21 protein-coding genes and 1 other RNA gene are annotated in these 23,415 nt (G+C 72.9%); 15 read left to right on the forward strand and 7 right to left on the reverse strand.

The genetic code is table 11. From position 1 onward, the window contains the following. The first annotated feature begins 435 nt into the window (after positions 1-435). From LZF96_RS20160 to LZF96_RS20175, 4 genes are all read left to right on the forward strand, one after another. On the forward strand, positions 436-2,178 hold the full coding sequence (locus tag LZF96_RS20160; RefSeq protein ID WP_233874747.1) for a serine/threonine-protein kinase: 1,743 nt from the start codon (positions 436-438) through the stop codon (positions 2,176-2,178). A gap of 125 nt (positions 2,179-2,303) precedes the next feature. Next, the gene (locus tag LZF96_RS20165) at positions 2,304-3,863 is read left to right on the forward strand and encodes a serine/threonine protein kinase (protein ID WP_233874676.1); all 1,560 of its coding nucleotides are present in this window, start codon (positions 2,304-2,306) and stop codon (positions 3,861-3,863) included. A 262-nt stretch (positions 3,864-4,125) separates the two neighbouring features. Continuing rightward, a complete protein-coding gene (gene prfB, locus LZF96_RS20170; protein ID WP_233874678.1) occupies positions 4,126-5,241 on the forward strand; it encodes a peptide chain release factor 2 in 1,116 nt (371 codons plus the stop codon). A 279-nt stretch (positions 5,242-5,520) separates the two neighbouring features. Continuing rightward, positions 5,521-6,255, forward strand: coding sequence for a hypothetical protein (locus LZF96_RS20175; protein ID WP_233874680.1), 735 nt, complete (start codon positions 5,521-5,523; stop codon positions 6,253-6,255). 297 nt (positions 6,256-6,552) lie between these two features. Here the strand turns inward: LZF96_RS20175 and LZF96_RS20180 are convergent, their stop codons facing one another. After that, positions 6,553-6,747 carry a hypothetical protein gene (locus LZF96_RS20180; RefSeq protein ID WP_233874682.1) on the reverse strand — a complete coding sequence of 65 codons (195 nt, stop codon included), beginning with the start codon at positions 6,745-6,747 and terminating at the stop codon, positions 6,553-6,555. Positions 6,748-7,137: 390 nt separating this feature from the next. Between LZF96_RS20180 and ftsE the strand changes: the two genes are divergently transcribed. The 6 genes from ftsE to LZF96_RS20210 all read left to right on the forward strand — a co-directional run bounded on the left by ftsE (position 7,138) and on the right by LZF96_RS20210 (position 12,267). Beyond that, positions 7,138-7,827, forward strand: a complete 690-nt coding sequence (ftsE, locus tag LZF96_RS20185) for a cell division ATP-binding protein FtsE (RefSeq protein WP_233874685.1) — start codon at positions 7,138-7,140, stop codon at positions 7,825-7,827. 121 nt (positions 7,828-7,948) lie between these two features. Continuing rightward, complete coding sequence (ftsX, locus tag LZF96_RS20190; protein WP_233874688.1) at positions 7,949-8,860, forward strand: permease-like cell division protein FtsX; 912 nt, start codon at positions 7,949-7,951, stop codon at positions 8,858-8,860. A gap of 127 nt (positions 8,861-8,987) precedes the next feature. Next, entirely contained in the window at positions 8,988-10,250 is a 1,263-nt protein-coding gene (locus tag LZF96_RS20195; protein ID WP_233874691.1) for a S41 family peptidase, read from the forward strand. Between the two features lie 83 nt (positions 10,251-10,333). After that, complete coding sequence (gene smpB, locus LZF96_RS20200; RefSeq protein WP_233874695.1) at positions 10,334-10,843, forward strand: SsrA-binding protein SmpB; 510 nt, start codon at positions 10,334-10,336, stop codon at positions 10,841-10,843. Positions 10,844-10,994: 151 nt separating this feature from the next. Beyond that, positions 10,995-11,368, forward strand: a transfer-messenger RNA (tmRNA) gene (gene ssrA, locus LZF96_RS20205). 308 nt (positions 11,369-11,676) lie between these two features. Beyond that, positions 11,677-12,267: a hypothetical protein gene (locus tag LZF96_RS20210; protein WP_233874703.1), complete on the forward strand. Its 591-nt coding sequence runs from the start codon at positions 11,677-11,679 to the stop codon at positions 12,265-12,267. Positions 12,268-12,335: 68 nt separating this feature from the next. Here LZF96_RS20210 and LZF96_RS20215 read toward each other — a convergent pair whose 3' ends face one another. After that, on the reverse strand, positions 12,336-12,944 hold the full coding sequence (locus tag LZF96_RS20215) for a VanZ family protein (protein ID WP_233874705.1): 609 nt from the start codon (positions 12,942-12,944) through the stop codon (positions 12,336-12,338). A 162-nt stretch (positions 12,945-13,106) separates the two neighbouring features. Here LZF96_RS20215 and LZF96_RS20220 point away from each other — a divergent pair, with 162 nt between their 5' ends. Both LZF96_RS20220 and LZF96_RS20225 read left to right on the forward strand, forming a co-directional pair. After that, positions 13,107-14,312 (forward strand): sensor histidine kinase, encoded by a 1,206-nt coding sequence (locus LZF96_RS20220; RefSeq protein ID WP_233874708.1) that lies wholly within the window; start codon positions 13,107-13,109, stop codon positions 14,310-14,312. Next, positions 14,309-14,983, forward strand: coding sequence for a response regulator transcription factor (locus LZF96_RS20225; protein ID WP_233874711.1), 675 nt, complete (start codon positions 14,309-14,311; stop codon positions 14,981-14,983). Before LZF96_RS20220 ends, LZF96_RS20225 begins: the two co-directional genes overlap by 4 nt. 49 nt (positions 14,984-15,032) lie before the next feature. On the opposite strand, the gene LZF96_RS20230 is transcribed toward LZF96_RS20225, so the two are convergent. Both LZF96_RS20230 and LZF96_RS20235 read right to left on the reverse strand, forming a co-directional pair. Beyond that, complete coding sequence (locus LZF96_RS20230; RefSeq protein WP_233874712.1) at positions 15,033-15,314, reverse strand: DUF397 domain-containing protein; 282 nt, start codon at positions 15,312-15,314, stop codon at positions 15,033-15,035. A 4-nt stretch (positions 15,315-15,318) separates the two neighbouring features. Continuing rightward, entirely contained in the window at positions 15,319-16,188 is an 870-nt protein-coding gene (locus LZF96_RS20235; RefSeq protein ID WP_233874714.1) for a helix-turn-helix transcriptional regulator, read from the reverse strand. Between the two features lie 225 nt (positions 16,189-16,413). Here LZF96_RS20235 and LZF96_RS20240 point away from each other — a divergent pair, with 225 nt between their 5' ends. Continuing rightward, positions 16,414-18,363: a penicillin-binding transpeptidase domain-containing protein gene (locus LZF96_RS20240; RefSeq protein WP_233874716.1), complete on the forward strand. Its 1,950-nt coding sequence runs from the start codon at positions 16,414-16,416 to the stop codon at positions 18,361-18,363. A 447-nt stretch (positions 18,364-18,810) separates the two neighbouring features. Here LZF96_RS20240 and LZF96_RS20245 read toward each other — a convergent pair whose 3' ends face one another. The 3 genes from LZF96_RS20245 to LZF96_RS20255 form a co-directional block, all read right to left on the reverse strand. Next, the gene (locus LZF96_RS20245) at positions 18,811-19,671 is read right to left on the reverse strand and encodes an EI24 domain-containing protein (protein WP_233874718.1); all 861 of its coding nucleotides are present in this window, start codon (positions 19,669-19,671) and stop codon (positions 18,811-18,813) included. 88 nt (positions 19,672-19,759) lie between these two features. Next, positions 19,760-20,770, reverse strand: coding sequence for a LuxR C-terminal-related transcriptional regulator (locus LZF96_RS20250; protein WP_233874720.1), 1,011 nt, complete (start codon positions 20,768-20,770; stop codon positions 19,760-19,762). A 58-nt stretch (positions 20,771-20,828) separates the two neighbouring features. Then, entirely contained in the window at positions 20,829-21,812 is a 984-nt protein-coding gene (locus tag LZF96_RS20255) for a LuxR C-terminal-related transcriptional regulator (protein ID WP_233874722.1), read from the reverse strand. A 159-nt stretch (positions 21,813-21,971) separates the two neighbouring features. On the opposite strand from LZF96_RS20255, the gene LZF96_RS26710 reads away from it, so the two are divergent. Together LZF96_RS26710 and LZF96_RS20260 are read left to right on the forward strand one after the other, a co-directional pair. Then, entirely contained in the window at positions 21,972-22,097 is a 126-nt protein-coding gene (locus LZF96_RS26710) for a hypothetical protein (protein ID WP_267941143.1), read from the forward strand. 111 nt (positions 22,098-22,208) lie between these two features. Next, positions 22,209-23,415: acetyl-CoA carboxylase biotin carboxylase subunit family protein (locus LZF96_RS20260; protein WP_233874725.1), on the forward strand; the 1,207-nt coding region annotated here is incomplete at its 3' end.

The raw sequence follows: 23,415 nt of genomic DNA on the forward strand, positions 1-23,415 counted from the left end.
CGACCGCCCGTCCCGCCACCGACGCGCCGCGTCAGGAGGACCCGTCCCACCGGGCGCGCGAAGCACCTCCCGTCGGGTGGTCGTCCGCGACGCGACGGTGGTCGGGAAACGGTCGTGGTCGGGAAACGACGCCGGTCGGGAGAGGCCGGGGACCCGCGCCGGCCGGTGCCGGGACGGCCGCCGACGGTGACGGGGTGAGAGGCGGGGGCGAGTCGTTCCGGACCCACCGCGACCGGACGGCCGACGCGGCACCGTCGGACCTCGGGTTCGACACACGTGCGCGCGTACGGGCGCATTACAGTGGGCCTCCGGGGTCGCCGAACGGCGACCCCGACGACGGGGAAGCGGACGCGGGGACACCCGCCCGTGCCCCGCCACCGTGCCGGCGGGGACCGCCCCGGCGGCGACACCGACGAGACGATCCCGGGAGTGCGCGTGCGGCCGGTAGGGAGCAAGTACCTCCTGGAGGAACCGCTCGGACGCGGTGCCACCGGCACCGTGTGGCGGGCCCGCCAACGGGAGGCCGCCGGAGCCGAGGCCGCTGTGCCCGGCCACCCCGGCGAACTGGTCGCCATCAAGGTCCTCAAGGAGGAGTTGGCGCACGACCCCGACGTGGTCATGCGCTTCCTGCGCGAGCGCTCCGTGCTGCTGCGTCTGGGCCAGGACAACCACTCCAACATCGTGCGGGTCCGCGACATGGTCGTCGAGGGCGATCTCCTCGCCCTGGTGATGGACCTGGTCGACGGCCCAGACCTGCACCGTCACCTCTACGAGAACGGCCCGCTCACCCCGATCGCCGCGGCCCTGCTCACCGCGCAGATCGCCGACGCGCTCGCCTCCGCGCATGCCAAGGGCGTGGTCCACCGCGACCTCAAGCCCGCCAACGTGCTGCTGGCCGGCGGCCGGGGCGACGAACCGCTGCGGCCGATGCTCACCGACTTCGGGATCGCCCGACTCGCCGACTCGCCGGGCGTCACCCGCGCCCACGAGTTCGTCGGCACTCCCTCCTACGTCGCTCCCGAGTCCGCCGAGGGACGCGGTCAGACCTCCGCCGTGGACATCTACGGCGCCGGCATCCTGTTGTACGAACTCCTCACCGGACAGCCGCCGTTCCGCGGCGGGTCCGCCCTGGAGGTCCTCCAGCGCCACCTGTCCGAGCAGCCCGCCCGCCCCGAGCAGGTCCCCGGTCCGCTGTGGACGGTGCTCGAACGCTGCCTGCGCAAGAACCCGGCGGAGCGCCCCTCGGCCGAGAACCTGGCCCGGGCCCTGCGCACCGTGGCGGCGGGCATCTCCGACCGGGCCGGACCCGACGAGCGCACCGCCGCACTCGGCGTCGCCGCGCTGTTGGCCCCGCCCTCCGACCCGGCGCGGGTGCCCGGCACCGGCGGCGCCCCCTCCGGCCCTCCCGGCGCCGAACCGACGCAGGCCCTTCCGGGCGGCTCCGGAGGCTTCGGCGGGACGGACCCGAACGCCGCCACCAGCGTGCTCCCGGCCGCCGGCGGAGGGCCGGGCGGCCCGGGTGACCGGGGGGATTTGGACGCCACCCGGGCGATGCCGGCCGGCGGCTTCGACGACTCGGGGAGCCCCGGCGGCCGGGAGGAGCCCCATCCGTGGGAGCGCCAGATGCGGGCGGCCCGCGACCGCAACGAACAGACCGCCGTGCAACCGTTGGACCCCGCGCAGGATCCCCTGTACCGGGCGCCGCAGCGGCGACCCCGGCCCGAGCAGCAGCCGCCGCAGCGGCCCCGGCAGGCCGCCGATCCCGGTTACGGCCGGTCGGCCCCCGCCCGGCGTCCCGACGATTACGGCCGGCCGCAGCGTTACGAGCCCGAGCCACCGCGTCGCCCGGAGCGCCGTCCCGAGCCCCGGCCACGTCCGCAGCCGAGGCCCGAGCCCCGGCGGGAACCGCGTCCGCCGCGGGAGCCGCGGCGCAGCGCCAACCCGGTCCGGATCCCCGGTCTGGGGTGCCTGAAGGGCTGTCTGGTCATCGTGCTGGTCCTGGCCGCCCTCGTCTTCGTCGCCTGGAACTTCACCCCGCTGCCCGACTGGATCGCCGAGGGGCAGAGCTTCTGGGAGACGGTGCAGGAGTGGTTCGCCTCGCTGCAGGAGATGCTCGGCTTCGCCGAGGGTGCCCGGGACACGGTGGAGGATTTCCAGAACAACCTGCCCGGCGGCTGAGGGACGGCCGTCCAGGGAATTTGTCGACTTCCCCCGGAGATTTTCCGGCTGTCTTTCCGGGACGATACGGACAAAATCATTGGACTTCGGCCCTCGATTCGTGCCCCGCGTCGTAGCCTCCCGCCATGGCACGGAACATCGGCAGCCAGTACACCCTCCACCGAGTCCTGGGTCGCGGCGCCGCCGGCACCGTCTGGCTCGCGGACGGGCCCGACGGTCCGGTGGCCGTCAAGGTCATGCGGGAGGACCTGGCCGCCGATCCCGAGCTGGTCGAACGCTTCGCCCACGAGCGGCACACCCTGCTCGGTCTGGAACACCCCAACATCGTGGGGGTCCGCGACCTGATCACGGTCTCGGACCCCGTCCGCCGCGAGCCCGTGGGCACGGGTGGCGGGTCCGGAGCCGGCGGGACCGGCGGTGCCCCGGCCCCCGGCGCCGACACGACCACCGGCGACACGCCCGGAACCGGCGGGCCGGCCCGCGACACCGACGCCGGTACGGAGTCCGACGCCGACGGGGCCCCCGCCGGCGTCCCCCGCCCCCGTACCGGGCCCCGTACCGGGCCCGGACCCGACCTCGCCCTGGTGATGGACCTCGTGCGCGGCCCCGACCTCCGGGCCCACCTGCGCGAACACGGCCCGCTCGCCCCCGCCGGGGCGGTCGCGATCGTCGCGGACATCGCCGCCGGACTCGCCGTCGCGCACGCCGCGGGCATCGTCCATCGCGACGTCAAACCCGAGAACATCCTGCTGGACACCGCCGGTGAGCGCCCCGTCGCACTGCTCACCGACTTCGGTGTCGCCCAACTCGTCGACGAGCCCCGGCGGGGCTCCGGCTCCGGTGTCGTCGGCACCCCCGACTACATGGCCCCCGAGATCATCGAGGGGCTGCCCTCCCGGGCGCCGGTGGACATCTACGCCCTGGCCACCGTCCTCTACGAACTCCTCGCCGGCTTCACCCCCTTCGGTGGAGGCCACAGCGGCGCCGTGTTGCGCCGGCAGGTCACCGAACAGGCCGCCCCGCTGCCCGGCCTGCCCGGGGAACTGTGGCACCTGATCCAGCAGTGTCTGGCCAAATCGCCCGCCTCACGGCTGCGGGCCTCCGAACTGGCCGCGCGGCTGCGCGAGATCCACCCCGCGCTCCGAGGACTGCCCGCTCTGGAGGTGGAGGCCGGCTCCGCCGCGGGAGGCGTGCCCGCGGCCCGCAACGGCCGCGCGCCCCACACCGGCGGTGGCCGTCCCGGCGCCGTCAACGGGCGGGGCGCGTCGTCCTCCGCCGTCGGCGCCCCCGCCCCCGGCGGTCGGACCGGCGGCCCGGTCGGCACGACCGGACGCCCCGGCGTTCCCGCCGGGAGCCTCGATCACGCCGGACACGCCGGGCCCCACGTCCTCCCCGAGCAGGACGGGGAGGACGAGGCCCCCGCCGCGCGCCGGGGCGCCGTCCCCCTCGTCGACGGTTCCGACCCCGACGACGAACGGGTCACCCACACCCGGATGAGGGTCCCCGACGCGGGTGAGCTCACCGGCGGGCCCCGGGGCACCGCCCGTGTCCCCCGGGACCCCCGCAGCCCCCGGGCCGGCTCGGCCCGCCACGGCGCGGCCGAACGCCGTCGCCGGCTCGCCCTCACCCTCGTCGCCGTGCTGCTCCCGCTGCTGCTCCTCGTCGTGATCCTGCTCACCGGCTGAACGCCGGCACCCACGGTCGTCCCGGACCCCGCCCCGACACTGTCCAGCACCGCACCGGCATCGCCCGGACCCTGCCCCGGCACCGCCCGGACCCTGCCCCGACCCCCCACCGGCACCGCCCGGACCCTGCCCCGGACCCTGCCCCGACACCGTCCAGCACCGTCCGGCACCGGGCCGGGACCGACCCCCGGCGATCGGCCGGCGGGAAACCCGCGTGCCCGGCGAGCGGGCCCGCGCCCCACCAGCCGCTAGGCTGGGGGACGTGGCAGTCGTCGATGTATCCGAAGCGCTGAAGTCCCTCACCACCACGATGGAGTCCGTAGAGGCCGTCCTCGACGTGGACAAGCTGAGGGCGGAGATCGCCGTGCTCGAGGAGCAGGCGGCGGCCCCCTCCCTGTGGGACGACCCCGAGAACGCCCAGAAGGTCACCACCCGTCTCTCCTTCCTCCAGGGGCAGGTGCGCCGCACCGAGGAGCTGCGCGGTCGCATCGGCGACCTCGCCATCCTCTTCGAGCTGGCCGAGACCGAGGGCGACGCCGAGACGCTGGAGGAGTCGCGGGTCGAGCTGGACGCCGTCCGCAAGGCGGTCTCCGAGCTGGAGGTCCGCACGCTGCTCTCGGGCGAGTACGACGAGCGCGAGGCCATGATCAGCGTCCGCGCCGAGGCCGGTGGCGTGGACGCCGCCGACTTCGCCGAGCAGCTCCAGCGCATGTACCTGCGCTGGGCCGAGCGCAAGGGCTACCCCACCGAGATCCTCGACACCTCCTACGCGGAGGAGGCGGGCATCAAGTCCACCACCTTCACGGTCAAGGCCCCCTACGCGTACGGCACCCTCTCCGTCGAACAGGGCACCCACCGGCTGGTCCGCATCTCCCCCTTCGACAACCAGGGGCGACGGCAGACCTCCTTCGCCGGCGTCGAGGTGCTGCCCGTGGTGGAGCAGACCGACCACATCGACATCCCGGACAACGACATCCGGATCGACGTCTTCCGCTCCTCCGGACCCGGTGGGCAGTCGGTCAACACCACCGACTCGGCGGTGCGCATCACCCACCTGTCGACCGGCATCGTCGTCTCCTGCCAGAACGAGAAGTCCCAGATCCAGAACCGCGCCGCCGCCATGCGCGTCCTGCAGGCCCGCCTGCTGGCCCGCCGCAAGGAGGAGGACCAGGCCAAGATGGACGCCCTCAAGACCGAGGGCGGCAACTCCTGGGGCAGCCAGATGCGTTCGTACGTGATGCAGCCGTACCAGATGGTCAAGGATCTGCGCACCGAGCACGAGGTCGGCACCCCGCAGGCGGTTCTGGACGGCGACATCGACGACTTCCTCGAGGCCGGCATCCGTTGGCGCAAGCAGCGGGAGCAGGAGGGGGTGTAACCCCCCACCCCCTCGGGGGAATCACGACCCGGGCCCGGCGGTGTTCACCGCCGGGCCTTTTCACGGGATGCCCGGAGAACCCCCCTGGAAAGCCGACTTGACGGGGTTGTGTGGAACGGGAAAGCTGTTCGCTCGGCAGACCCTGTTCGGGGCGCGTGTGGCCCGGGGGGCTCAACTGCACGACGGGGACCTCGATCACGGCCCGTCGCCCCTGTATGTCTGCCTCGATGACGCGTCATTGACACACAACTCCATCAATCACAGGGGGTAGTGGCTTTCATGGCCAATTCCAGGATTCGCATCGCGGCGGCCCGCGTGGCAGCCGGCGCGGTGTTCGCGGCGGGCGCCTCGTTCGCCGTGGCGGGCGTCGCCCAGGCGAACGAGGGCGATGACCCGACGCCGCCGCCGGGGGACTGCATTCCCACCATCGACGACGACTGCGACACCAGCGGCGGCGGTGACAACGAGGGCGCTTCCGGCACTCCCGGTGGTGGTGACGAGGGCGCCGACCAGGGTGGCGACGGCGGCCCCGGCACTCCCGGTGGTGGTGACGAGGGCGCCGACCAGGGTGGCGACGGCGGCCCCGGCACTCCCGGTGGTGGTGACGAGGGCGCCGACCAGGGTGGCGACGGCGGCCCCGGCACCCCGGGCGGTGGTGACGAGGGCGCCGGCACCACTGGTGGCCCCGGCACTCCCGGTGGTGGTGACGAGGGCGCCGGCACCACAGGCACCACCGGTGACAACGGCACCACCGGTGGCACCGGTGGCAACGGCTCCCCGCAGCTGAGCGGCGGCCAGGAGGGTCTCGAGGCCCCCGAGGCCGAGGAGGGCCTCACCCCGCCGGTGCAGAACGACCCGACCACCGACGGTGGCGAGGAGCGCGGCGAGCTGGCCGAGACCGGTGCCTCCGGCGGCGACATGCTGCTGCTGGTCGGCGCCGCGACGATGATCGCCGGTGGGGTGGCCTTCCGCTACCTGCCGAAGATCGTCGCCAAGGGTTCCGCCACCGCCTGATCCTCCTTCGGGGATGACGGGACGGCCCGGGCACCCGGCGGTTCGGCGGCCCTCCGGGGTCGCCGGAACCCGGTCACGGCCGGTGACCGGGACGGACGGTCCCGTCGGCGACAGCGCAGGGGAACGGGCCCGGAGCACATCGCTCCGGGCCCGTTCCGCGTTCCCGCCCACCCGATCCGGTTCCCGATCCGGCTTCGTCCCGGTCGTCGTGGCGTGCCGTCCCCGTCCGGGGCCCACCGGGGCCCCCGGTGCGCTCCCGGAGCGCCCTCTCCCGCCCCACCGGCCTCCCGCGCCCGATCAGGCCGGACGGGCCACGACCAGGGCCACCGCGAGCAGGGCCAGCAACAGGGCGAACAGCATCGCCGAGCCGGCGACCGGTCCGCCCTCGCGGCGCATCCGGGCCAACCGGTCGCGGCAGACCGCGCAGCGGCCCTCGCTCACCCGGCCCGCGCAGTTCGCGCAGACCAGCCATTCGGCCCATCCGACGGTCATGCCATCGCCTCCTTCCGTCACCTTCTCCGCCTCCCCGAGGGGCGGCGGTGACGTTCGCGTCACCCTCCATCCTGCCGGCGTTCACGACGCGGCGTCCCGCCGGCAGGGGAACCGAGGGGCGGGGAACCCGGTCGGTCGCCGACGGGGACGGCGCCCGTCGGGGCACGGGGAGGCGCGCGGGACCCGGGGGGAGAGGGGTTGGGTCCCGTGGCGAATCCCGGCCGGAACGCCGGGGATCGGCGGAGAACGGTGGGGACAAAGCGGGAGTAATCGGCACGGGGTGTGACGGTGTCTGCCGGCGCCCCGCCCGGTCGCGTAGGGTCGGCCCTCGAAGAGGGAGCCGCGCACAGTGCTCCTACCGCATCTACCCCGTATCAGCCAGGTGCAATCGTGATCCGATTCGACAGCGTCTCCGTGACCTACCCCCGGATGAACGCGCCCGCCCTCCGCGAGCTCTCCCTGGAGATCGAGCGGGGCGAGTTCGTCTTCCTGGTGGGCTCGTCGGGCTCCGGCAAGTCCACCTTCCTGCGGCTGATCCTCCGGGAGGAGCGGGCCACGCAGGGCAGCGTCCACGTGCTCGGCAAGGACCTCGGCCGCCTCTCCAACTGGAAGGTGCCCCAGGTCCGCCGCAAGCTGGGCACGGTCTTCCAGGACTTCCGTCTCCTGCCGAACAAGACGGTGGGGGAGAACGTCGCCTTCGCGATGGAGGTCATCGGCAAGTCCCGCATCGAGATCCGCAAGACGGTGCCCCAGGTACTCGACCTGGTCGGCCTGGCCGGCAAGGAAGAGCGGATGCCGGGCGAGCTGTCCGGTGGTGAGCAGCAGCGCGTGGCCATCGCGCGGGCCTTCGTCAACAAGCCCATGTTGCTGATCGCGGACGAACCCACGGGCAACCTCGACCCCCAGACCTCGGTCGGCATCATGAAGCTGCTGGACCGCATCAACCGCACCGGCACCACCGTGGTCATGGCCACCCACGACGCCCAGATCGTGGACCAGATGCGCAAGCGGGTCATCGAGCTGGACAAGGGCCGCCTCGTCCGCGACCAGTCGCGCGGCGTCTACGGCTACCAGAACTGACGACCGGGACGGTTCGGCCCCTTTCCGGCGCCCGGACCGTCCCACCGACGGTTCCCTCGCCCCCTCCGCCCCCTTCGGGGCTCCCGCTTCCGACCACGAGCACCACCACGGGAAGGACGCCATGCGCGCCAACTTCGTCCTGTCGGAGATCGGCGTCGGTCTCCGTCGCAACGTCACGATGACGCTGGCCGTCATCGTCTCCGTCGCGCTGTCGTTGTCCCTGCTGGGCGGGTCGCTGCTGGCCCGCGAGCAGGTCACCAGCATGAAGGACTTCTGGTACGACAAGGTCCAGGTGTCGATCTTCCTGTGCAACAAGATCGACGCCGAGACCGACCCGGCCTGCGCCCGGGGCGCCGTCACCGACGAGCAGCGCGACGAACTCGAGGCCGAGCTGCGGCAGTACGACATCGTCGAGGACGTCTTCCACGAGTCGGCGGAGGAGGCGTACGCGCACTACTCCGAGCAGCAGAAGGACTCGCCGATCGCGGCCGTCGTCACCCCGGACCAGATGCAGGAGTCGCTGCGGGTCAAGCTGAGCGACCCCGAGCGCTACGAGGTGATCTCGACCGCCTTCGCGGGCCGGGACGGGGTGCACTCGGTCCAGGACCAACGCGCCCTGTTGGAGAACCTCTTCCAACTCCTCAACGGCGTCAACATCGCGGCCCTGGCACTGATGGCGCTGATGCTGGTGGTGGCGCTGTTGTTGATCGTGAACACGGTCCGGGTCTCCGCGTTCAGCCGCAGACGCGAGACCGGGATCATGCGATTGGTCGGTGCCTCCAGTTTCTACATCCAGATGCCGTTCATCCTGGAGGCGGCGATCGCCGGCCTCATCGGGGCGGTGCTGGCCTGTCTGATCCTGGTGGTCGGGAAGTCCTTCCTGATCGACGGCTTCCTCGACTCGCGCATCCAGGTGATCGACTTCGTCGGCTGGGAGGCGGTGCTCTCGGTGCTGCCGTTCCTGCTGGTGGTGGGGGCTCTGATGCCCGCCGTGGCGGCGCTCTTCGCGCTGCGCAAGTACCTGAAGGTCTGAGGCCCCACCGGCTCCGGCCGGTTCCGGTGCCGTACGGCCGCGCACCGCCTGATGGTGTGACAGATCACCTTCCGGCCACCGCGCATCCTGCCGCGCGTTCCCGCCGGCCGGTCTAGACTCCCGACCCATGTCACGTGTGCGTAACGGAACCCCGACCCGTCCGGTGCGTCGCGGGACGGCGCTCGCCGGTCTGCTCGTCGGCGCGCTCGCGGCGGGTGCGGCGGGAGCGGCGTGGGGCGACGTGGTGGCCGACCTCCCGCCGGCGGGCATCGGACCGGGCAGCACCGCCCCGGCCGACGCCGAGGCCGTGGTGAGTCGTTCTGGTGACGTGTGGTCGGCCTCCTACACCGCCGAGGAGTACGAGGCGTGGCGGCTCTCCCTGGAGGGCGAGTACGTGGGCACCGGCATCTCCGTGCGTCGGGTGGGCGAGGACCGGATCGAGATCGAGCGCGTGCACGAGGGCGGCCCGGCGGACCGCGCGGGTTTGCGCCCGGGCGACGCGCTGCGGAGCGTGGACGGCGTGGCCGTGGAGGATCTGCCGGTGACCGAGGTGGTCGCCCGCCTGCGTGGCAGCGCTCTCCCGCCGGGGCAGGCGGGGCCGGGCAGTCGGGTGCGGCTGGGCGTGGAGCGTGCGGAAACCGCCCGGGCCGGGACCTCCGACACGCCCGGGGGGGCCGAGACGCCCGGGGAGGTTCGGGACGACGGGGCGTCCGGCCGGGTCTCCCGCTCCGCGGACGCCGGCCGCGCCGTCGGGGTGGGCACGGGTGCCGGGGAGGTGATCGAGGTGGAGGTGGAGCGCGCGGTGCTCGTCAGCGAGCCGGTCACCGTCCACCGGGACGCGCCGGGGGTGACCCGGGTGCGGATCTCCTCCTTCGTGCAGGGGTCGGCGGAGCGGCTGCGCGAGGTGGTGGGTCGGATGCCGGAGGGCGAGGGTGTCGTTCTCGACCTGCGCGGCAACAGCGGCGGCCTGATCACCGAGGCGGCCGGGGCGGCGTCGGTCTTCCTCGACGGCGGCCTGGTGGGCACCTACGACGTGCGCGGCGTCCAGCACGCGCTGCGCGCCGACCCCGGCGGGGACACCGAGCGCCCGGTGGTCCTCCTGGTGGACGGCGGAACGATGAGTTCGGCCGAACTGCTGACCGGTGCGCTGCGGGACCGCAACCGGGCCGTCGTGGTGGGACGGCCCACCTTCGGCAAGGGCAGCGTCCAGATGCCGAGCCGGCAGCCGGACGGCAGCGTGGCGGAGTTGACGGTCGGCACCTACGCGACCCCGGCGGGCACCACGCCCGTCGAGGGCGAGGGCCTGGAGCCGGACGTGCCGGTGGAGCCGGGGGAGGATCCGGTCGTGCGGGCCGGGCGGGTGCTCTCCGCGCTCTCCCGCGGCGCCTGAGGACCGCCCCGGGGAGTGGGGTGACCGGAGTGGGGAACAAACCGGGGGCCCCCGGGGCTTCCGGATCGTAGGATGGTGCGGCCATGGCAAAGACCAAGAAAGCTGACAAGAAGAAGGCCGACGCCGAGGGGCGCAAGCTCATCGCGCAGCACAAGAAGGCGCGGCACGACTACGAGATCCTGGACACCTGGGAATGCGGGGTCGTGCTCACCGGTACCGAGGTGAAGTCGCTGCGCCAGGGTCGGGCCTCCCTGGTGGACGGGTTCGGACAGATCGACGCCGGTGAGGTGTGGCTGCACAACGCCCACATCCCGGAGTACGCGCAGGGCACATGGACCAACCACAGCGCCCGTCGCAAGCGCAAGCTCCTGATGCACCGGTCGGAGATCGACAAGCTGATCGGCAAGCTCCAGGAGACCGGCCTGACGCTGGTGCCGCTGAGCCTGTACTTCCTCAACGGCCGGGTGAAGGTCGAGATCGCCCTCGCCCGGGGCAAGAAGGAGTACGACAAGCGGCAGACGCTGCGCGAGAAGCAGGACCGGCGCGAGTCGGACCGGGCGATGTCCGCCGCCCGGCGGCGACAGCGCTCCTGAGCGTCCCGGAGGGTCGGCGGTCGGGCCCCGGCACACCCCCCGGACATCGGGGGGAAAACCGCCGGCCGGAACGACGGCGGCTCCTGTATCATGGGCCGCAGGTGAACGGTGGCATCGGCTTCGGCCGGAGCACCGCTTGTCAACTCAACATGGGGATGATCGGTTTCGACAGCGGCTGTCGAGGCAGGGGAAGCGAGCCGAGGAAGCACGGCGATGATCTCGTTAACCACCCGCCGTGAAACAATAATCGCCAACCAGAAGCGCGATTCCTTCGCGCTTGCTGCCTGACGCAGCAAGCGTGAAGTGTCAGTCCGGGCGTGTTCCCGTCCCGGGTCCTGGCATCAGCTAGGGAACTTTACCTACGACCCCGGTCACGGGGGCCGATAGGGACATTCAACAGTGACTGAGCCCGTCGGAGACTTGTCCGCGTGATCTCCGGGGCCGAGAAAATCGAAGCGGACTGCGCTCGGAGAAGTCCTTCTTCCGCACCGTTGGACGCGGGTTCGATTCCCGCCATCTCCACTCCCCATGACAATGAGGCCCCCGCCCGGATTCCCGGTCGGGGGCCTCGTCGTGTTCGTTCCGCCCCGCCCCGCCCGGCGCTCGCCGGGCGGGGCGCGGGTGTGGCCGGGGCCCTGGCGGCCTCACGGCAACTCACCGCGTTCGGTGCTTTCGCGGTCGGCGCCGGCGCCTCCCTCATTCTTCAACGCATGGCAGCGGGGTCACCCGGCGATGCCATCGGCTCCGGGGAGGACGGGCGGGTCGCTCCCCGCCCCGCGGGAGGGGAACGCGACCGGAAGCGGGGCCGAGATGTCCGAGGAAGGTGATGCCCGATGTCCCTGATGAGGTTCGTGGACGCCCTCACCCATTCCGGGCCGGGATACCTCTCGGAATCCGACCCCGGGAACCTCCCGGAGACGCGGTCCTCCCCGGGGCGATTCCTGGACGCGCTGGCCCACCGCGGCCCGGGGTACGGACCACCGTCCCCCGGGGAACGGCTCGAAATGGCGACCGCCGTGCGCAGGGGCCGGGAACTCGTGACGGAAACCGCGCTGGGAGCGATGGAACAACTGCTCTACGCGAAGGGACACATCGACGCCCTGGCCGGGGCGGGAGATGAGCGGGAGCGGCGGGAGCACGCCTCGGCGGCCCTCGATGAGCTGGGGGAGTTCCTCCGTTACACCCGCCGGGAGCTTCCCCCGGCCTCGACCGCCCTGCGGGAGGCTCTGGGGCCTCTCGATCTGCGGAACAGGATCTCCCTACTGAGAACCGAACGTTCCCTCCGGCGCCTGGAGTCGTCCGTGACGGCCGCCGTCGACCATCTTCGCGATGTTCACGCCCGGGAGGCCCCGGGGGCCCCGGACACCCGGATGGACACGGTCCTCGCGCGTCCCCTCAGGCGACTCTGCGCCGTGGTGCACTGACCCGCGACCCCGTTCCGTTCGCCCGACGAGGCCCCGGCCCGGTATCCCGGGTCGGGGGCCCCGGACCGTCACGCGGCGACGGGGGCGGTGGGCGTCCGCTCCGGGGCGAGGGCCGAACCGGGGAGCGCCAGGGTGCGCAGCGTGTCCGCGATGAAGGACACGCGCAGCGCCCCGCGCAGGGTCAGGTGACCGAGCAGCCCGCCGAGGGTGTTCGCCAGCAGGTCGTTGACGTCCACCGACCGGCCGTTGTTGAACATGATGTAGGACAGGCACTGGGCCGTCTCGATGGTCAGGCTCGTCAGGGCGCACAGCAGCGTCGCCCGGCCCACCGAGCGGGCCCGCCGGGAGAGCAGGGGCAGCAGGACACCCAATGGCAGGAACATGATCATGTTGGGCAGGAAGGTGAAGTCGACGGTCAGCACCGGGATCGGGTTGAGCATGTTGTACCAGGCGACCTGATTGGCGTACATGCCGTAGGTGGCCACGATCGGGAAGATCGTGATGCTTGCCACGGCCGCCGCGTAACCGGCCGCCATCAGCCGGGTGGCGGCGTGGCGCCCCGTCCATCCCGGTCGGTTCCGGGCGGCGCGCACGGCCACCAGGACGGCGAAGGCGACCAACAGGGGGCCCAACCCGACGGCGGGGTCGATACGGAAGGAGAGGTCGAAATCGTTCACCGGGGGCTCCTCGGGGGCGCTGTGGTCGGCACCCTGCCGACCCGCTCCGCAGTCTGCTCGGCCCGCCCGGCCCGGTGGATCTCCCGAAAGCGGGATCATCGCTCTCCCGGCTATGACTTTCGGCCGAGCCGTCCCGTCCCCCGCCCGACCTAAACTCCCGGCATGACCACTCGTCGTGGAACGGTCGGCCGTTTCGCCCCCGCCCTCGCGGTCGGACTCTGCGCGGTCCTCCTCACGGTCGGTGCCCTGGAGTACGTGTGGACGGACTCCTTCCACGGCACGAGGGGAGGGCTCGTGCTCCACACCGGGCTGATCATCGCGGGACTCGCCGCGCCGGCCCCCCTGCTCGGGGCCCGGGCCCTGGCATGGGTCGGTGTGGGGGCCGCCCTCCTCTCACTGGTGACCACCGCCGGTACCCGGCCGTGGTGGAACGGCGCCGCTCCCTACGGCCTCGCCGAACTCCTCGCCCTCACGACGCTGCTGGCCGTGGTCGCGGCGCGCGGCGCCGCGCCGGTGGCGTTCGGTGCCGTCCCACTGATGATCACGGCTGTCGTGCTGCGTCCCCTGACCCCCGGGGTCGGGGAGATCGGGATCATCCTGGCGCTCCTGTCGGCGGTGGTGGTGATGGTCGTGGCCGGGGCCGGGCTGGCGGTGCGGTTCGTGGCGATCGACCGCCGCCGGCGGGAGCGGACGGTGCGGCTGGAGCAGCGCGCCGACTTCGCCCGCGACCTGCACGACTTCGTCGCCCATCACGTGACGGGCATGGTGGTGCTCGCCCAGGGCGCCCGGACGATCGCCGAGAAGCGTCCCGAGGCGGTCCTGCCCGCCCTGCGTCGGATCGAGGAGGCCGGGGGAGAGGCGTTGACCTCGATGAGGGGCATGGTCGGGATATTGCGGGAGAGCGGGTCACCGGCCGTTCCCGTGCCCGGGGCCGCCGACCGGGAGGGCGGCCTGCGGGAGCGGATCGAGGCGCTGGTCTCCGGGGCCGTGCCACCCGACGGCGCCCGCATCCGGCTGACCATCGGCGAGGGTGTCGCGGAATCGGGAAGGGAGCCACCGGTGGAGGTTGTGGAGACCGCGCACCGCGTGGTCATGGAGGCCCTCACCAATGCCCGCCGGCACGCGAGGGACTGCCGGCGGGTGGAGGTGGACCTCGCACGGGAGGAGGAGGGTCTGGTGGTGCGGGTGACCGATGACGGGCGTCGCCGACACGGCCCCGGACGCGGCGCGGGACGCGGGTTCGGGCTCACGGGCCTGGACGAGCGGGTCTCGCTGATCGGCGGCACGTTGCGGGCCGGGCCGGAGCCGGGGGCCGGCTGGACCGTCCGCGCCGAACTGCCCCTCGCCCGCGCGGCGGTCGGCCGATGACGATCCGGGTGGTGATCGCGGACGACCAGGCCATGGTGCGCACGGGGTTCGGGCTGATCCTCGCCGCGGAGGAGGACATCGAGGTCGTCGCGGAGGCCGCCGACGGGGCGGAGGCCGTCGAACTGGCACGCCGTCACCGTCCCGACGTGGTCCTGATGGACATCCGGATGCCGCGGCTGGACGGGTTGGAGGCGCTGCGGCTGCTCACCCGGCCGGGGGTCGTCGATCCGCCCCGGGTGGTCGTGGTGACCACCTTCGACGACGACGTGTACGTGCGGCGGGCCCTGCGCGGCGGGGCCTACGGGTTCCTGCTCAAGGACGCCGGCCCGACCCTGCTGGTGGAGGCGGTGCGGGCGGCGGCCTCGGGGGAGGCGCTGATCAGCCCGTCGATCACCATCTCCCTGCTGCGCGGACTGACGGCCGAGCCGGGGCCGGAACCCGGGCCCGGGGCCGATCCGCTCTCGGAGCGGGAGCGGGAGGTGGTGGCGCTGGTGGCGCGCGGGGCGACCAACGCGGAGGTGGCGGCGGCGCTGACCATCGGCGTGGGCACGGTCAAGACGCACCTGACCAACGTGCAGCGCAAGTGGGGTGCCCGGAACCGGGTGGAGATCGCCGCTCGGGCGTGGGAGACGGGATTGGCGCGGCGCGACGGCCCGTCCGCCGGGGTGTGATCCGGCGCGGTCGGGGCGCGGGGACGAGGGGGGCCGGGAGTGGGAATGGTCACCCGGTTCCGGCCGGGCCCCGTTCGCCGGGGGCCGACCGGCCCCGGTGGTGATCACGGGGGAGGCCGGAAGGGGGATCTGGGGGAATGCCGATTCCCGTCCGGGAGAGGAAGGCCGTCCAGGCGACCGGGGGGAAGACCAGCGCCCCGTGGTCGCGGGCCTTGCTGTCGCCGACGGCTATCAGCGCGTCGTCTGTGGTCTGCGTCTCGAGACAGTTTCCGCTCGCGGCGCTGGAACGGCTGGATCTCCGCCACCGGTCGGTGGGAAGGTCGTGTCGCATGGGGTCACTCCTGCTGATCCTCGTGGAAATCGGCTGCGATGGCCGCGATGAGGCGTTCGGAAGCCTCCGGGGTGAGCGCGCGATCGCACAATTGCTCCGCCGCGACACGGTAGGGCACCAGGTCCGCTTCGTCCTCGATGAAAATCCTACTCTGTTTCTGTTCCAGAAAGACGATGTCCATATCCACCGGCGAGGAGTAGCCGAACAAACGGAAGCTGCCGTCGGTACCCGCGTGCGCGCCCGAGGAGTACGGCACCACGCGAATGGAGACCCGCGGAAGTCGGTTCACCTCGATCAGTTTTCCCAACTGGTCGGCCATGACGGCGCGGCTGCCGATCCGGCGGTGCAGGACGGCCTCGTCGAGCACGCAGACGATCCAGGGGGCGTCCGGCTGCTCCAGCAGGGGTTGTCGATCCAGGCGGATGCGCACGGCGTCCTCGACGGTGAGGTCGGTCGGGGGTGGGAAGCCGGAGATGACGGCGTGCGCGTACTCCCGGGTCTGGAACAGGCCGGGGATCACGATGGGTTCGTACTCGAAGATCCGGGTGGCGGTGGTTTCGAGCTCGATCAGTTCCTGGAGCTTGGGGGCCATGACATCGCCGCGTTGTTGCCACCAACCCCGTTGTCTGGCGGTGCGGTTGAGCTCCAGAAGGCCGGTGCGGAACTCGCGGTCCGTGATGCCGTAGAGGTCCAGGAGGGCGTCGAGTTCCAGACGGGTCAGACTTGTTCTACCGGCCTCGACCCGACTGATTTTCGTATCGCTCCCATCGATGGCATCGGCCGCCGAGTTCTGTGAGACCCGCGCGTTCTCCCTCATGCGACGCAGTTCCATGCCGAGCCGCATTCGTCGGACGGTGGTGACGGGCTGACCCATGTCGTTCTCCTCGTCTGGTCGAGCAGGGACAGTGTGCCGCATCCTTAGGTTCACCTTTCCCCGTGAATAATCGAACTGCGTTTCGCGGGGTGGCGTAGGGAAAAATTGCGGTCCGGGAATTCCCGTGGTCGGGTCGCCCGTCCCCGGTCCGGGGCCCCGCGGGCCGGAACGGGGCTTCCCCGAGGGGCGGAACGGCCCCGCCGGCCGTGTGTAGGGTGTGGACAGGTGTCGAGCGCTGGGGGCGCCGGCTGCCCCCGGGGAGCGGGGAAAGCAGTGCGCGGCAAGGTGATGATCCCGGCCATCGCCCTGGTGGCCTTGGTGGCGGGAGCGGTCGTTCTACTCCTGGTGCGCGGTGGCGACGACAATCCCGGGGACGGCGCGACCGAGCTCGCGGAGGAGTTCCTGCGGGCCTGGCCCCTGGACGACGCGGTGGAACCCGCCGCCGAACTCACCGACGACCCCGAGGCCGCCGCCTCGCTGCTGGAGTCGGTGAACCGCAACCTCTCACCCGAGGGGCGGGAGACCGTCGCGGTCGGGAAACCCGGCGAGGCCGACGAGAAGGTGCCCGCCGGCGTCGTCGCCGTCCCCTACACCGTGGTCTACGACCTCGGCGAGGGGCTGCCCGAGTGGACGGTGGACTCCACCATCACGCTGGTCCCCGCGACCGAGGACGCCCCCACCGACAGCGGGTGGCTGGTGCACTGGGACCCCTCCCTCATCCACCCCGACCTGGCGGACGATCAGACACTGATGCGCACCACCGCCAAGCCGGAACGCGCGTCGGTGCTGGCGGCCGACGGCACCGAGTTGGCGGGCAGCGGACAGGTGTGGTCGATCAGCGTCTGGCCCGCCGTGCTCGTCGACCCCGAGGGGGCGTGGGCCGTCATCGACGCCCTGGACGTCGGCGTGGACACCGAGGCCCTCGCCGAGCGGGTCGAGGAGGCCGACCCGGACCGGGCGGTCCACGTGGTGACCATCCGCGACGAGCTCTACGAGGAACACCGGGACGAACTCAACGCCGTGCTGGGCCTCCAGTTCGACCAGTCCTCCCGTCCCCTGGCCCACGCCGCCCGTTCACTGGTCGGTGGGGTGAACCCGGAGACCGGCGAGGGCACCTCGGGCCTCCAGGCCCGTTGGGACGAGCGGCTCGCCGGGGTCCCGCTGACCTCGGTGGTGATCGCCGAACGGCAGTCCGCGAGCACGGTGGAGACCCTGGTCGAGGGCGAGGGCGGTATCGACGGCGAGCCGCTGGACACCAGCATCGACCCGGCGATCCAGGCGGCGGCCGAGGAGGCGTTGGCCGGCCAGGAGCAGAAGGGCTCGATCGCCGCCGTGCGACCCTCCACCGGCGAGGTGCTGGCCCTGGCCGACCAGCCGTTGGACTTCGCCCGGTCCGCCGAGGGCCGGTACGCCCCCGGCTCCGGCTTCAAGGTGATCACGACCGCCGCCCTGCTGGAGGCCGGCGCCGCACCCGACGAGGTGCTGGGCTGCCCGAAGGAGGCGGTCGTCCAGGGCTACCGCTTCCACAACCAGGACGAGTTCGAACTCGGCCCGGACACCACGCTGCACGAGGCGTTCACGGCCTCCTGCAACACCGCCTTCATCGGCCACCGCGACCGCTTCGAACCGAAGACCCTGCGGGAGACGGCGCTGGCGTTCGGCGTCGGCGGCGAGTGGGAGTCCGGCATGGTCACCTTCGACGGCAGCGTGCCGGCCGCCGAGGGCGAGAGCGACCTGGCGGCCTCGCTGATCGGCCAGGCCCGGCTGGAGACGAGCCCGCTGGGCATGGCGGCGGTGGCCGCCACCGTGGCGGCGGGGGAGTTCCACCAGCCCATCCTGGTCCCCGACCTGGCCGAGGAGGCGTGGGAGCCGCCGCACGGCCTGGCCGCCTCCACCGTCGAGGACCTGCGGGCCATGATGCGGGCCACGGTCACCGAGGGCACCGCCTCCGTGCTGCGGGACGTGCCGGGTGAGCCGCACGCCAAGACCGGCACCGCCGAGTTCGTCGCCGGCGAGGACGGTGAACTGTCCACCCACGCCTGGATGATCGGCTTCCTCGGCGAGGAGGACCTGGCCTTCGCGGTGTTGCTGGAGGACGGCGGGTCGGGCGGCTCGCACGCCGGCCCGGTGGCGGCGGAGTTCCTGCGCGCCGTGGTCTCCCGCCCCGCTTCCTGACCGGCGGCGACCGACCGGTCCCACCCTCCGGGGGCCCGCTCGGCAGGACGGAGCCCGCCGGGGCCCGGCGACGGTCCGCCGTCCCCGCCCGGCCGAGGGTGGCTGCCCGCACCGGACCGGGAGGTGTTGTCGGCCGGGACGGGACCTCGGCGGGCGACCCCGGCCGGTTGACGCCCGGACCGTGCCGTCGGACGGTCGTGCCGGTGATCGGTGATCGGTGATCGGTGATCGGTGATCGGTGATCGGTGACGCCGGTGCGGGTAGGCGGCGGAGGGTGTCCCGATCCGCGTCGACGGGCGGTCCGACCGTCCGACCGACGCGCACGCCGTCTCGCGGCCGGCCGGGGTGGTCGTGCCGGTCGCCCCGGATCGTCACCCGCCGTCTCGGGCGCCGGTGCCACCGGGTCGGGTCACGTCCGGCCGCCCGGGCGGGTCACACCGAGCCGGGTCACGCCCCGGCGCCGGGCACGGGTCCCGTCGGGGTGGCCCGCGCGGCCGGCGCGGCCGGGGTCTCCGGCGCGATGTCGCGTGCCAGCAGGGTGGCCCCCGCCACGGCCCCCGGCATGAACAGCACCGCCCCGCCCGGGATCAGGAAGAGCACCACCAGCGGCATCCCGAAGCCCAGCGCCGTGCGGCGTCGTCCCGCCACCAAACGCAGCCGTTCGCGCAACCCCAGGCCGCGCCGCTGGAGCGCGTAGGCGGTCAGTTCGGCGGTGAGGAACCAGCCGGCCACCGCCGTGCCGAGCACGAATCCGAAGACCTGTCCGGCGAACGGCACCAGACCGACCAGGAGGACCGGCACCGCGAGCAGCAGGGTCCACGCCAGCGTGCCCAGGCTCTCGCGCAGGGAGATCGCCAGCTCCCGCCACAGCGGTCGATCCGGTCCCTCGGGGACCGGGATCCCCGTCCCGGCGGCCTCCCCCTCCTCGATCCTCACCGAGAGCGCGTCGTAGAGCGGATCGCCGACCAGCAGGGTGACGGTGGTGAAGGTGACGACCGCCAGCAGGAGCCCGACGCCCAGCAGCGCCAGCCCGGCGGCGATCCGGATCGCCGTCCGACCGCCGTCCTCCCAGTCGTCCGCGAAGGGGGTGATTAGCGCGGCCAGTTCGCCGAGATGGAGGGCGAGGGCGACCAGTGCCGCCGCGTAGACCACGAAGACGGCCAGGGCGGGCAGCAGGCACCGCGCGTACAACCGGGGCCGGCCCAGCACCCAGCGCTGTCCCCGGCCCAGATACCGCACCCCGCTCCGGAAGTCGTTCGGGGCACTGTTCCGGGCGGTGTTCCGAACCGGGTTCCGGGGATCGTTCATGGCGCCGAGCGTAGCCCGCGTCGATCGGACGGGGCCTCGTTTCCCCAAGGTCCCGCACCGCCGTGCGCCCCCGTCCCCCTCGCCGCGGTCACCCGTCGTCCTCCGGGCCGGGGTCGTCGAGCCAGCCGCGTTCGGCGGCCAGCACGCCGGCCTGGAACCGGCTGTCCGCGCCCAGCCGTTCCATCAGCTCCGTGACCGTGCGCACCACGGTGCGCGGAGAGGTGCCCAGCCGTTCGGCGATCTCCTCGTTGGTGTGGCCGGAGGCGAGCAGCAGCAGGACGTCCCGGGCCGACCCCGAGGGGGCCGCCTCGCCCGGATCGGCGTCGGGGTCGGGGAAGCCCTCGGAGCGCTCCCAGAAGTGGTCGAAGAGCCGGCGCAGGAACGCCATGACGGCCGGGTCGCGGATCACCACGGCCCCCCGGGCGGTGTCCTCCACGTCGAGCGGCAGCACCGCCCTCGTCCCGTCGTAGATCAGCATCCGGCTGGGCAGCACCCCGGCGCACCGCACATGTGCCCCGGCGTCCCGGATCAGGGTCGCGTACTGCACGGCCGCCCGGTCGCCCCGGGCGCTGCGCGGCAGCAGGGTCCGGATGGCGACCCCGCGCTCCAGGTGGGCCAGGTCCAGTGGGATCGAAGCCCGGATCGCCTCCTCCGACACACGCCGACCGGACTGCATGCTGTCCAGCGAGTGCCGGCACTCGCGCGCCAGATCGGAGAGGACGGCGCGGATGTTCTCCAGCCCCTCGATGGTCTCGATGTCACCCGGCGCGGAGCGCAGGCTCCGCGCCTCGAGGAAGTGCCCGGACAGGGAGTGCAGCCGGGTCCGGGTCGCCGCGACCGCGATCTGTCGCCGCAGGATCTCCTGTTCCTCCGTGGTCAGCAGGTCCTCGGCCGCGCTCTCCGGCGCCACCGCCACCCATCCGCCGGCGGGGGAGGGGCGCAACAGGCCCAGCGCCGAGAGTTCGCCCTCCGCGCGGACCACCGCCTCCCGGGCCAGCCCCGCCCGCCGGGCCAGCCCAGCCGTGGAATCCGTCGGGTGGGAGACCCGGAGCCGGTACACCCGCAGGGTGCCCTCCGACAACCCGCTGGGATGGTTCATCGCCGCCCCGGTGCGCCGCGGTCGGCGGGAGGGCGGGGGCGGTGACCGGGGCGGTACCTCATGTCAGCCAGCCGTTCTGCACGGCCTTGACCCCCGCCTGGAAGCGGCTGTCGGCGTCCAGACGCTCCATCAGCGTGGACACGATACGGCTCACCGAGCGGTCGGACATGCCCAGTTGGTGGGCGATGACCTGGTTCTTCTTGCCGGTGGCCATGAGCAGCAGGACGTCCCGCTCCAGGCCGGTCGGCGCCGGTCCGGCGACCCGGTCCACCTCGGAGAAGTTCACCGACCGTTCCCAGTAGTACTCGAACAACCGACGCACGAAGCCGAGCACGGCCGGGTCGCGGACCAGCGCCACCCCCGCGCCGGTGTTCTCCGGGTCGATGGGCAGCACCGCGCACACCCGGTCGTAGATCTGCACCCGGGAGGGCAGCGTGCTGCTGCTGCGCACCCGGGCGCCGGCCGCCGTGATCCTGGCGACGAACTGGGCGGTGGGCAGATGTCGTCGGGCGCTGTGCTGGAAGATCGTGCGCAGTTCCACGCCCCGGGCCAGCATCTCCAGGTCCAGTGGCACGGCCGAGCGGATGGCCTGCTCGCTCTGGCCCCCACCCGGCGCGAGGGTGTCCAGGGAACTCGAACAGGTGCGTGTCAGGTCGTCGATGACGGCCCGGATGCTGTCGATCCCCTTGATCACCTCGATGTTGGTCTTGGCCGAACGCAGACTGCGGGCCTCGAGGTAGTCGCCGCTCAGGGCGTGCAGGCGGGCCCTGGTCGCGGCCATGGCGATCCGCCGCTGCAGGATGTCCTGCTCGAGTGGCGCGAGCAGCTCGTCCGCCGCGCTCTCGGGGCTGATCGCCACCCAGCCCCCTCCCGGCGACGGTCGCAACAACCCCAGGTCGGCGAGTTGTTCCTCGGCCCTGGCGGCCTCATCGGGCGCCACTCCCGCCCGAGCCGCGACCTGTGCCACGGAGTCCGTGGGGTGGATCACCCTGAGCCGGTATATGCGGGTTGCCGCCGCGCCTATCTCGCTGGGTTCCAGCACGTTTTCTTTCCTCGTACGACGACAGCCGTCCCTTGGCGTCAAGCCGCCAGGCACCATGACGCCACCGTGGCCGACTCGACTTCACCATCATTGACCGTGAGTATCGACGGCAACAGCATGCCACCCCGATCAGGGCCTGTGGAGATAGGAGTGAAAACCGTGAAGAGGATCGCGTTCGCCGCCGTCACGGCTCTGCTGGTTTCGGTGCTGGGCGCCGGAGCCGCCCATGCCACGCCCAGCAGCATCTGGGACTCCTCGTCCCCGCTGAGCAGCATCTGGCAGTGACACCCCCGGGGGTGGGCACGACCGGGCGTCCCCCACCGGTCGCGTCGAGCTCGCCCCACCGGGTGTCGTCTCCACGCCACGATCCGCACGGCCTGCCGAAGGGAGGCGGAGTTGACTTCCGGTACCCCCACCGCGATCCTGCTCGACCCCGCCCCGGCGGCGGTCCGGGCGGTACGGAAGGTGGGAGCCCGCGGACTCGCGTTGGCCTCCCCCTCCGCCTCGCCGGAGGTTCGGCAGGCATGTCTGATGGCCGATGAACGTATCGACGTCGACTGGTTCGACCACCCCTCCCTGTTGGAGGCGGTCCACCACTTCGCCGATCCCCCCACACGTGCGTCGGATCGTCATCCCCCGGCGTCCGTCCTCGGTTTCACCGGGGCCGGCGCACTGGTGGCGGCCCGGGCCAACGAGTCCCTGGGCCTCCCCGGCAATCCACACGCGGCCGTCGCCTATCTGACGGACAAGGCCGCGCTTCGGGACCGGGTCAACCATTCGACCGCTTCCCCCGTGCGGTTCGAACGGTGCGACCGGGTCGCGGCTCTGGTGCCGACCGCCGAGCGGGTCGGCTTCCCTTGCGTGGTCAAACCACGCACCGGCTCCGGTGGCACGGACGTCCATCTGCTGCGTTCCGCGGCGGAGGCGGCCGAGTTCTCCCGGCGGTCGGCACCGGAGCCCGCACTGATCGTGGAGGAGTACCTGGAGGGTCCGGAGCTGCGGGTCGACGTCCACTCCCGGGACGGCCGGCACAGCGTTCTGGCGGTCAGCCGCCGGGTTCACCCGGAGCCGGACCCGGCGTCCGGACGGATGTCGGGATCCCGTGGGCCGGACGCCTTCCTCCTCGCCGGTGCCGCCCGGGGATGGGACCTGCCGGTCGACCTGGGGCGCCGGGAGCTGGCCCGGGTGCACCGACTGGCCGAGACGACGCTCACCGCCGCCGGACACCGTCACGGCCCCGCCCGGGTCGAGGTGGTGCTCACCCGGCGGGGACCGATCCTGCTGGAGGCGGACGCCGATCCCGGCGCCGACCCCTTCCCCGAACTCCTGGCCGCCGCCACCGGCCACGACATCCACGCCCTGGCCCTCGCCGGTGTCCTGGGCCGGCCCGACCCCGGGGTGCGCCGCAGGCCCGCCCGGTACGCCGGGCTGCGCCGGATCACCTCGGCGGAGGGCCCCGCGCCGGCGCCCGAGCGGGTGGAGGCCGCGCGTGCCGTGCCGGGTGTGATCTCGGTCGAGGTGCGAAGCGGGACGCCTTCGCCGGGCGGATCGGACGGTCTCGCCGGGTTCCCCGACCGGGGAGAGGTGTCGCCGTACCCCTTCC

Source organism: Streptomyces sp. ST2-7A, assembly GCF_021390475.1.
Classification (GTDB): Bacteria; Actinomycetota; Actinomycetes; order Streptomycetales; family Streptomycetaceae; genus Streptomyces.

What these genes read in the sequence shown, in the direction of transcription:
- LZF96_RS20235 (WP_233874714.1), bottom strand. Translation starts at nt 16,188, where the DNA reads ATGGGTCAGCCCGTCACCACCGTCCGACGAATGCGGCTCGGCATGGAA.
- LZF96_RS20225 (WP_233874711.1), top strand. Translation starts at nt 14,309, where the DNA reads ATGACGATCCGGGTGGTGATCGCGGACGACCAGGCCATGGTGCGCACG.
- ftsX (WP_233874688.1), top strand. Translation starts at nt 7,949, where the DNA reads ATGCGCGCCAACTTCGTCCTGTCGGAGATCGGCGTCGGTCTCCGTCGC.
- smpB (WP_233874695.1), top strand. Translation starts at nt 10,334, where the DNA reads ATGGCAAAGACCAAGAAAGCTGACAAGAAGAAGGCCGACGCCGAGGGG.
- LZF96_RS20230 (WP_233874712.1), bottom strand. Translation starts at nt 15,314, where the DNA reads ATGCGACACGACCTTCCCACCGACCGGTGGCGGAGATCCAGCCGTTCC.
- LZF96_RS20175 (WP_233874680.1), top strand. Translation starts at nt 5,521, where the DNA reads ATGGCCAATTCCAGGATTCGCATCGCGGCGGCCCGCGTGGCAGCCGGC.
- LZF96_RS20250 (WP_233874720.1), bottom strand. Translation starts at nt 20,770, where the DNA reads ATGAACCATCCCAGCGGGTTGTCGGAGGGCACCCTGCGGGTGTACCGG.
- LZF96_RS20180 (WP_233874682.1), bottom strand. Translation starts at nt 6,747, where the DNA reads ATGACCGTCGGATGGGCCGAATGGCTGGTCTGCGCGAACTGCGCGGGC.
- LZF96_RS20195 (WP_233874691.1), top strand. Translation starts at nt 8,988, where the DNA reads ATGTCACGTGTGCGTAACGGAACCCCGACCCGTCCGGTGCGTCGCGGG.
- LZF96_RS20165 (WP_233874676.1), top strand. Translation starts at nt 2,304, where the DNA reads ATGGCACGGAACATCGGCAGCCAGTACACCCTCCACCGAGTCCTGGGT.
- LZF96_RS20220 (WP_233874708.1), top strand. Translation starts at nt 13,107, where the DNA reads ATGACCACTCGTCGTGGAACGGTCGGCCGTTTCGCCCCCGCCCTCGCG.
- LZF96_RS20245 (WP_233874718.1), bottom strand. Translation starts at nt 19,671, where the DNA reads ATGAACGATCCCCGGAACCCGGTTCGGAACACCGCCCGGAACAGTGCC.
- LZF96_RS20210 (WP_233874703.1), top strand. Translation starts at nt 11,677, where the DNA reads ATGTCCCTGATGAGGTTCGTGGACGCCCTCACCCATTCCGGGCCGGGA.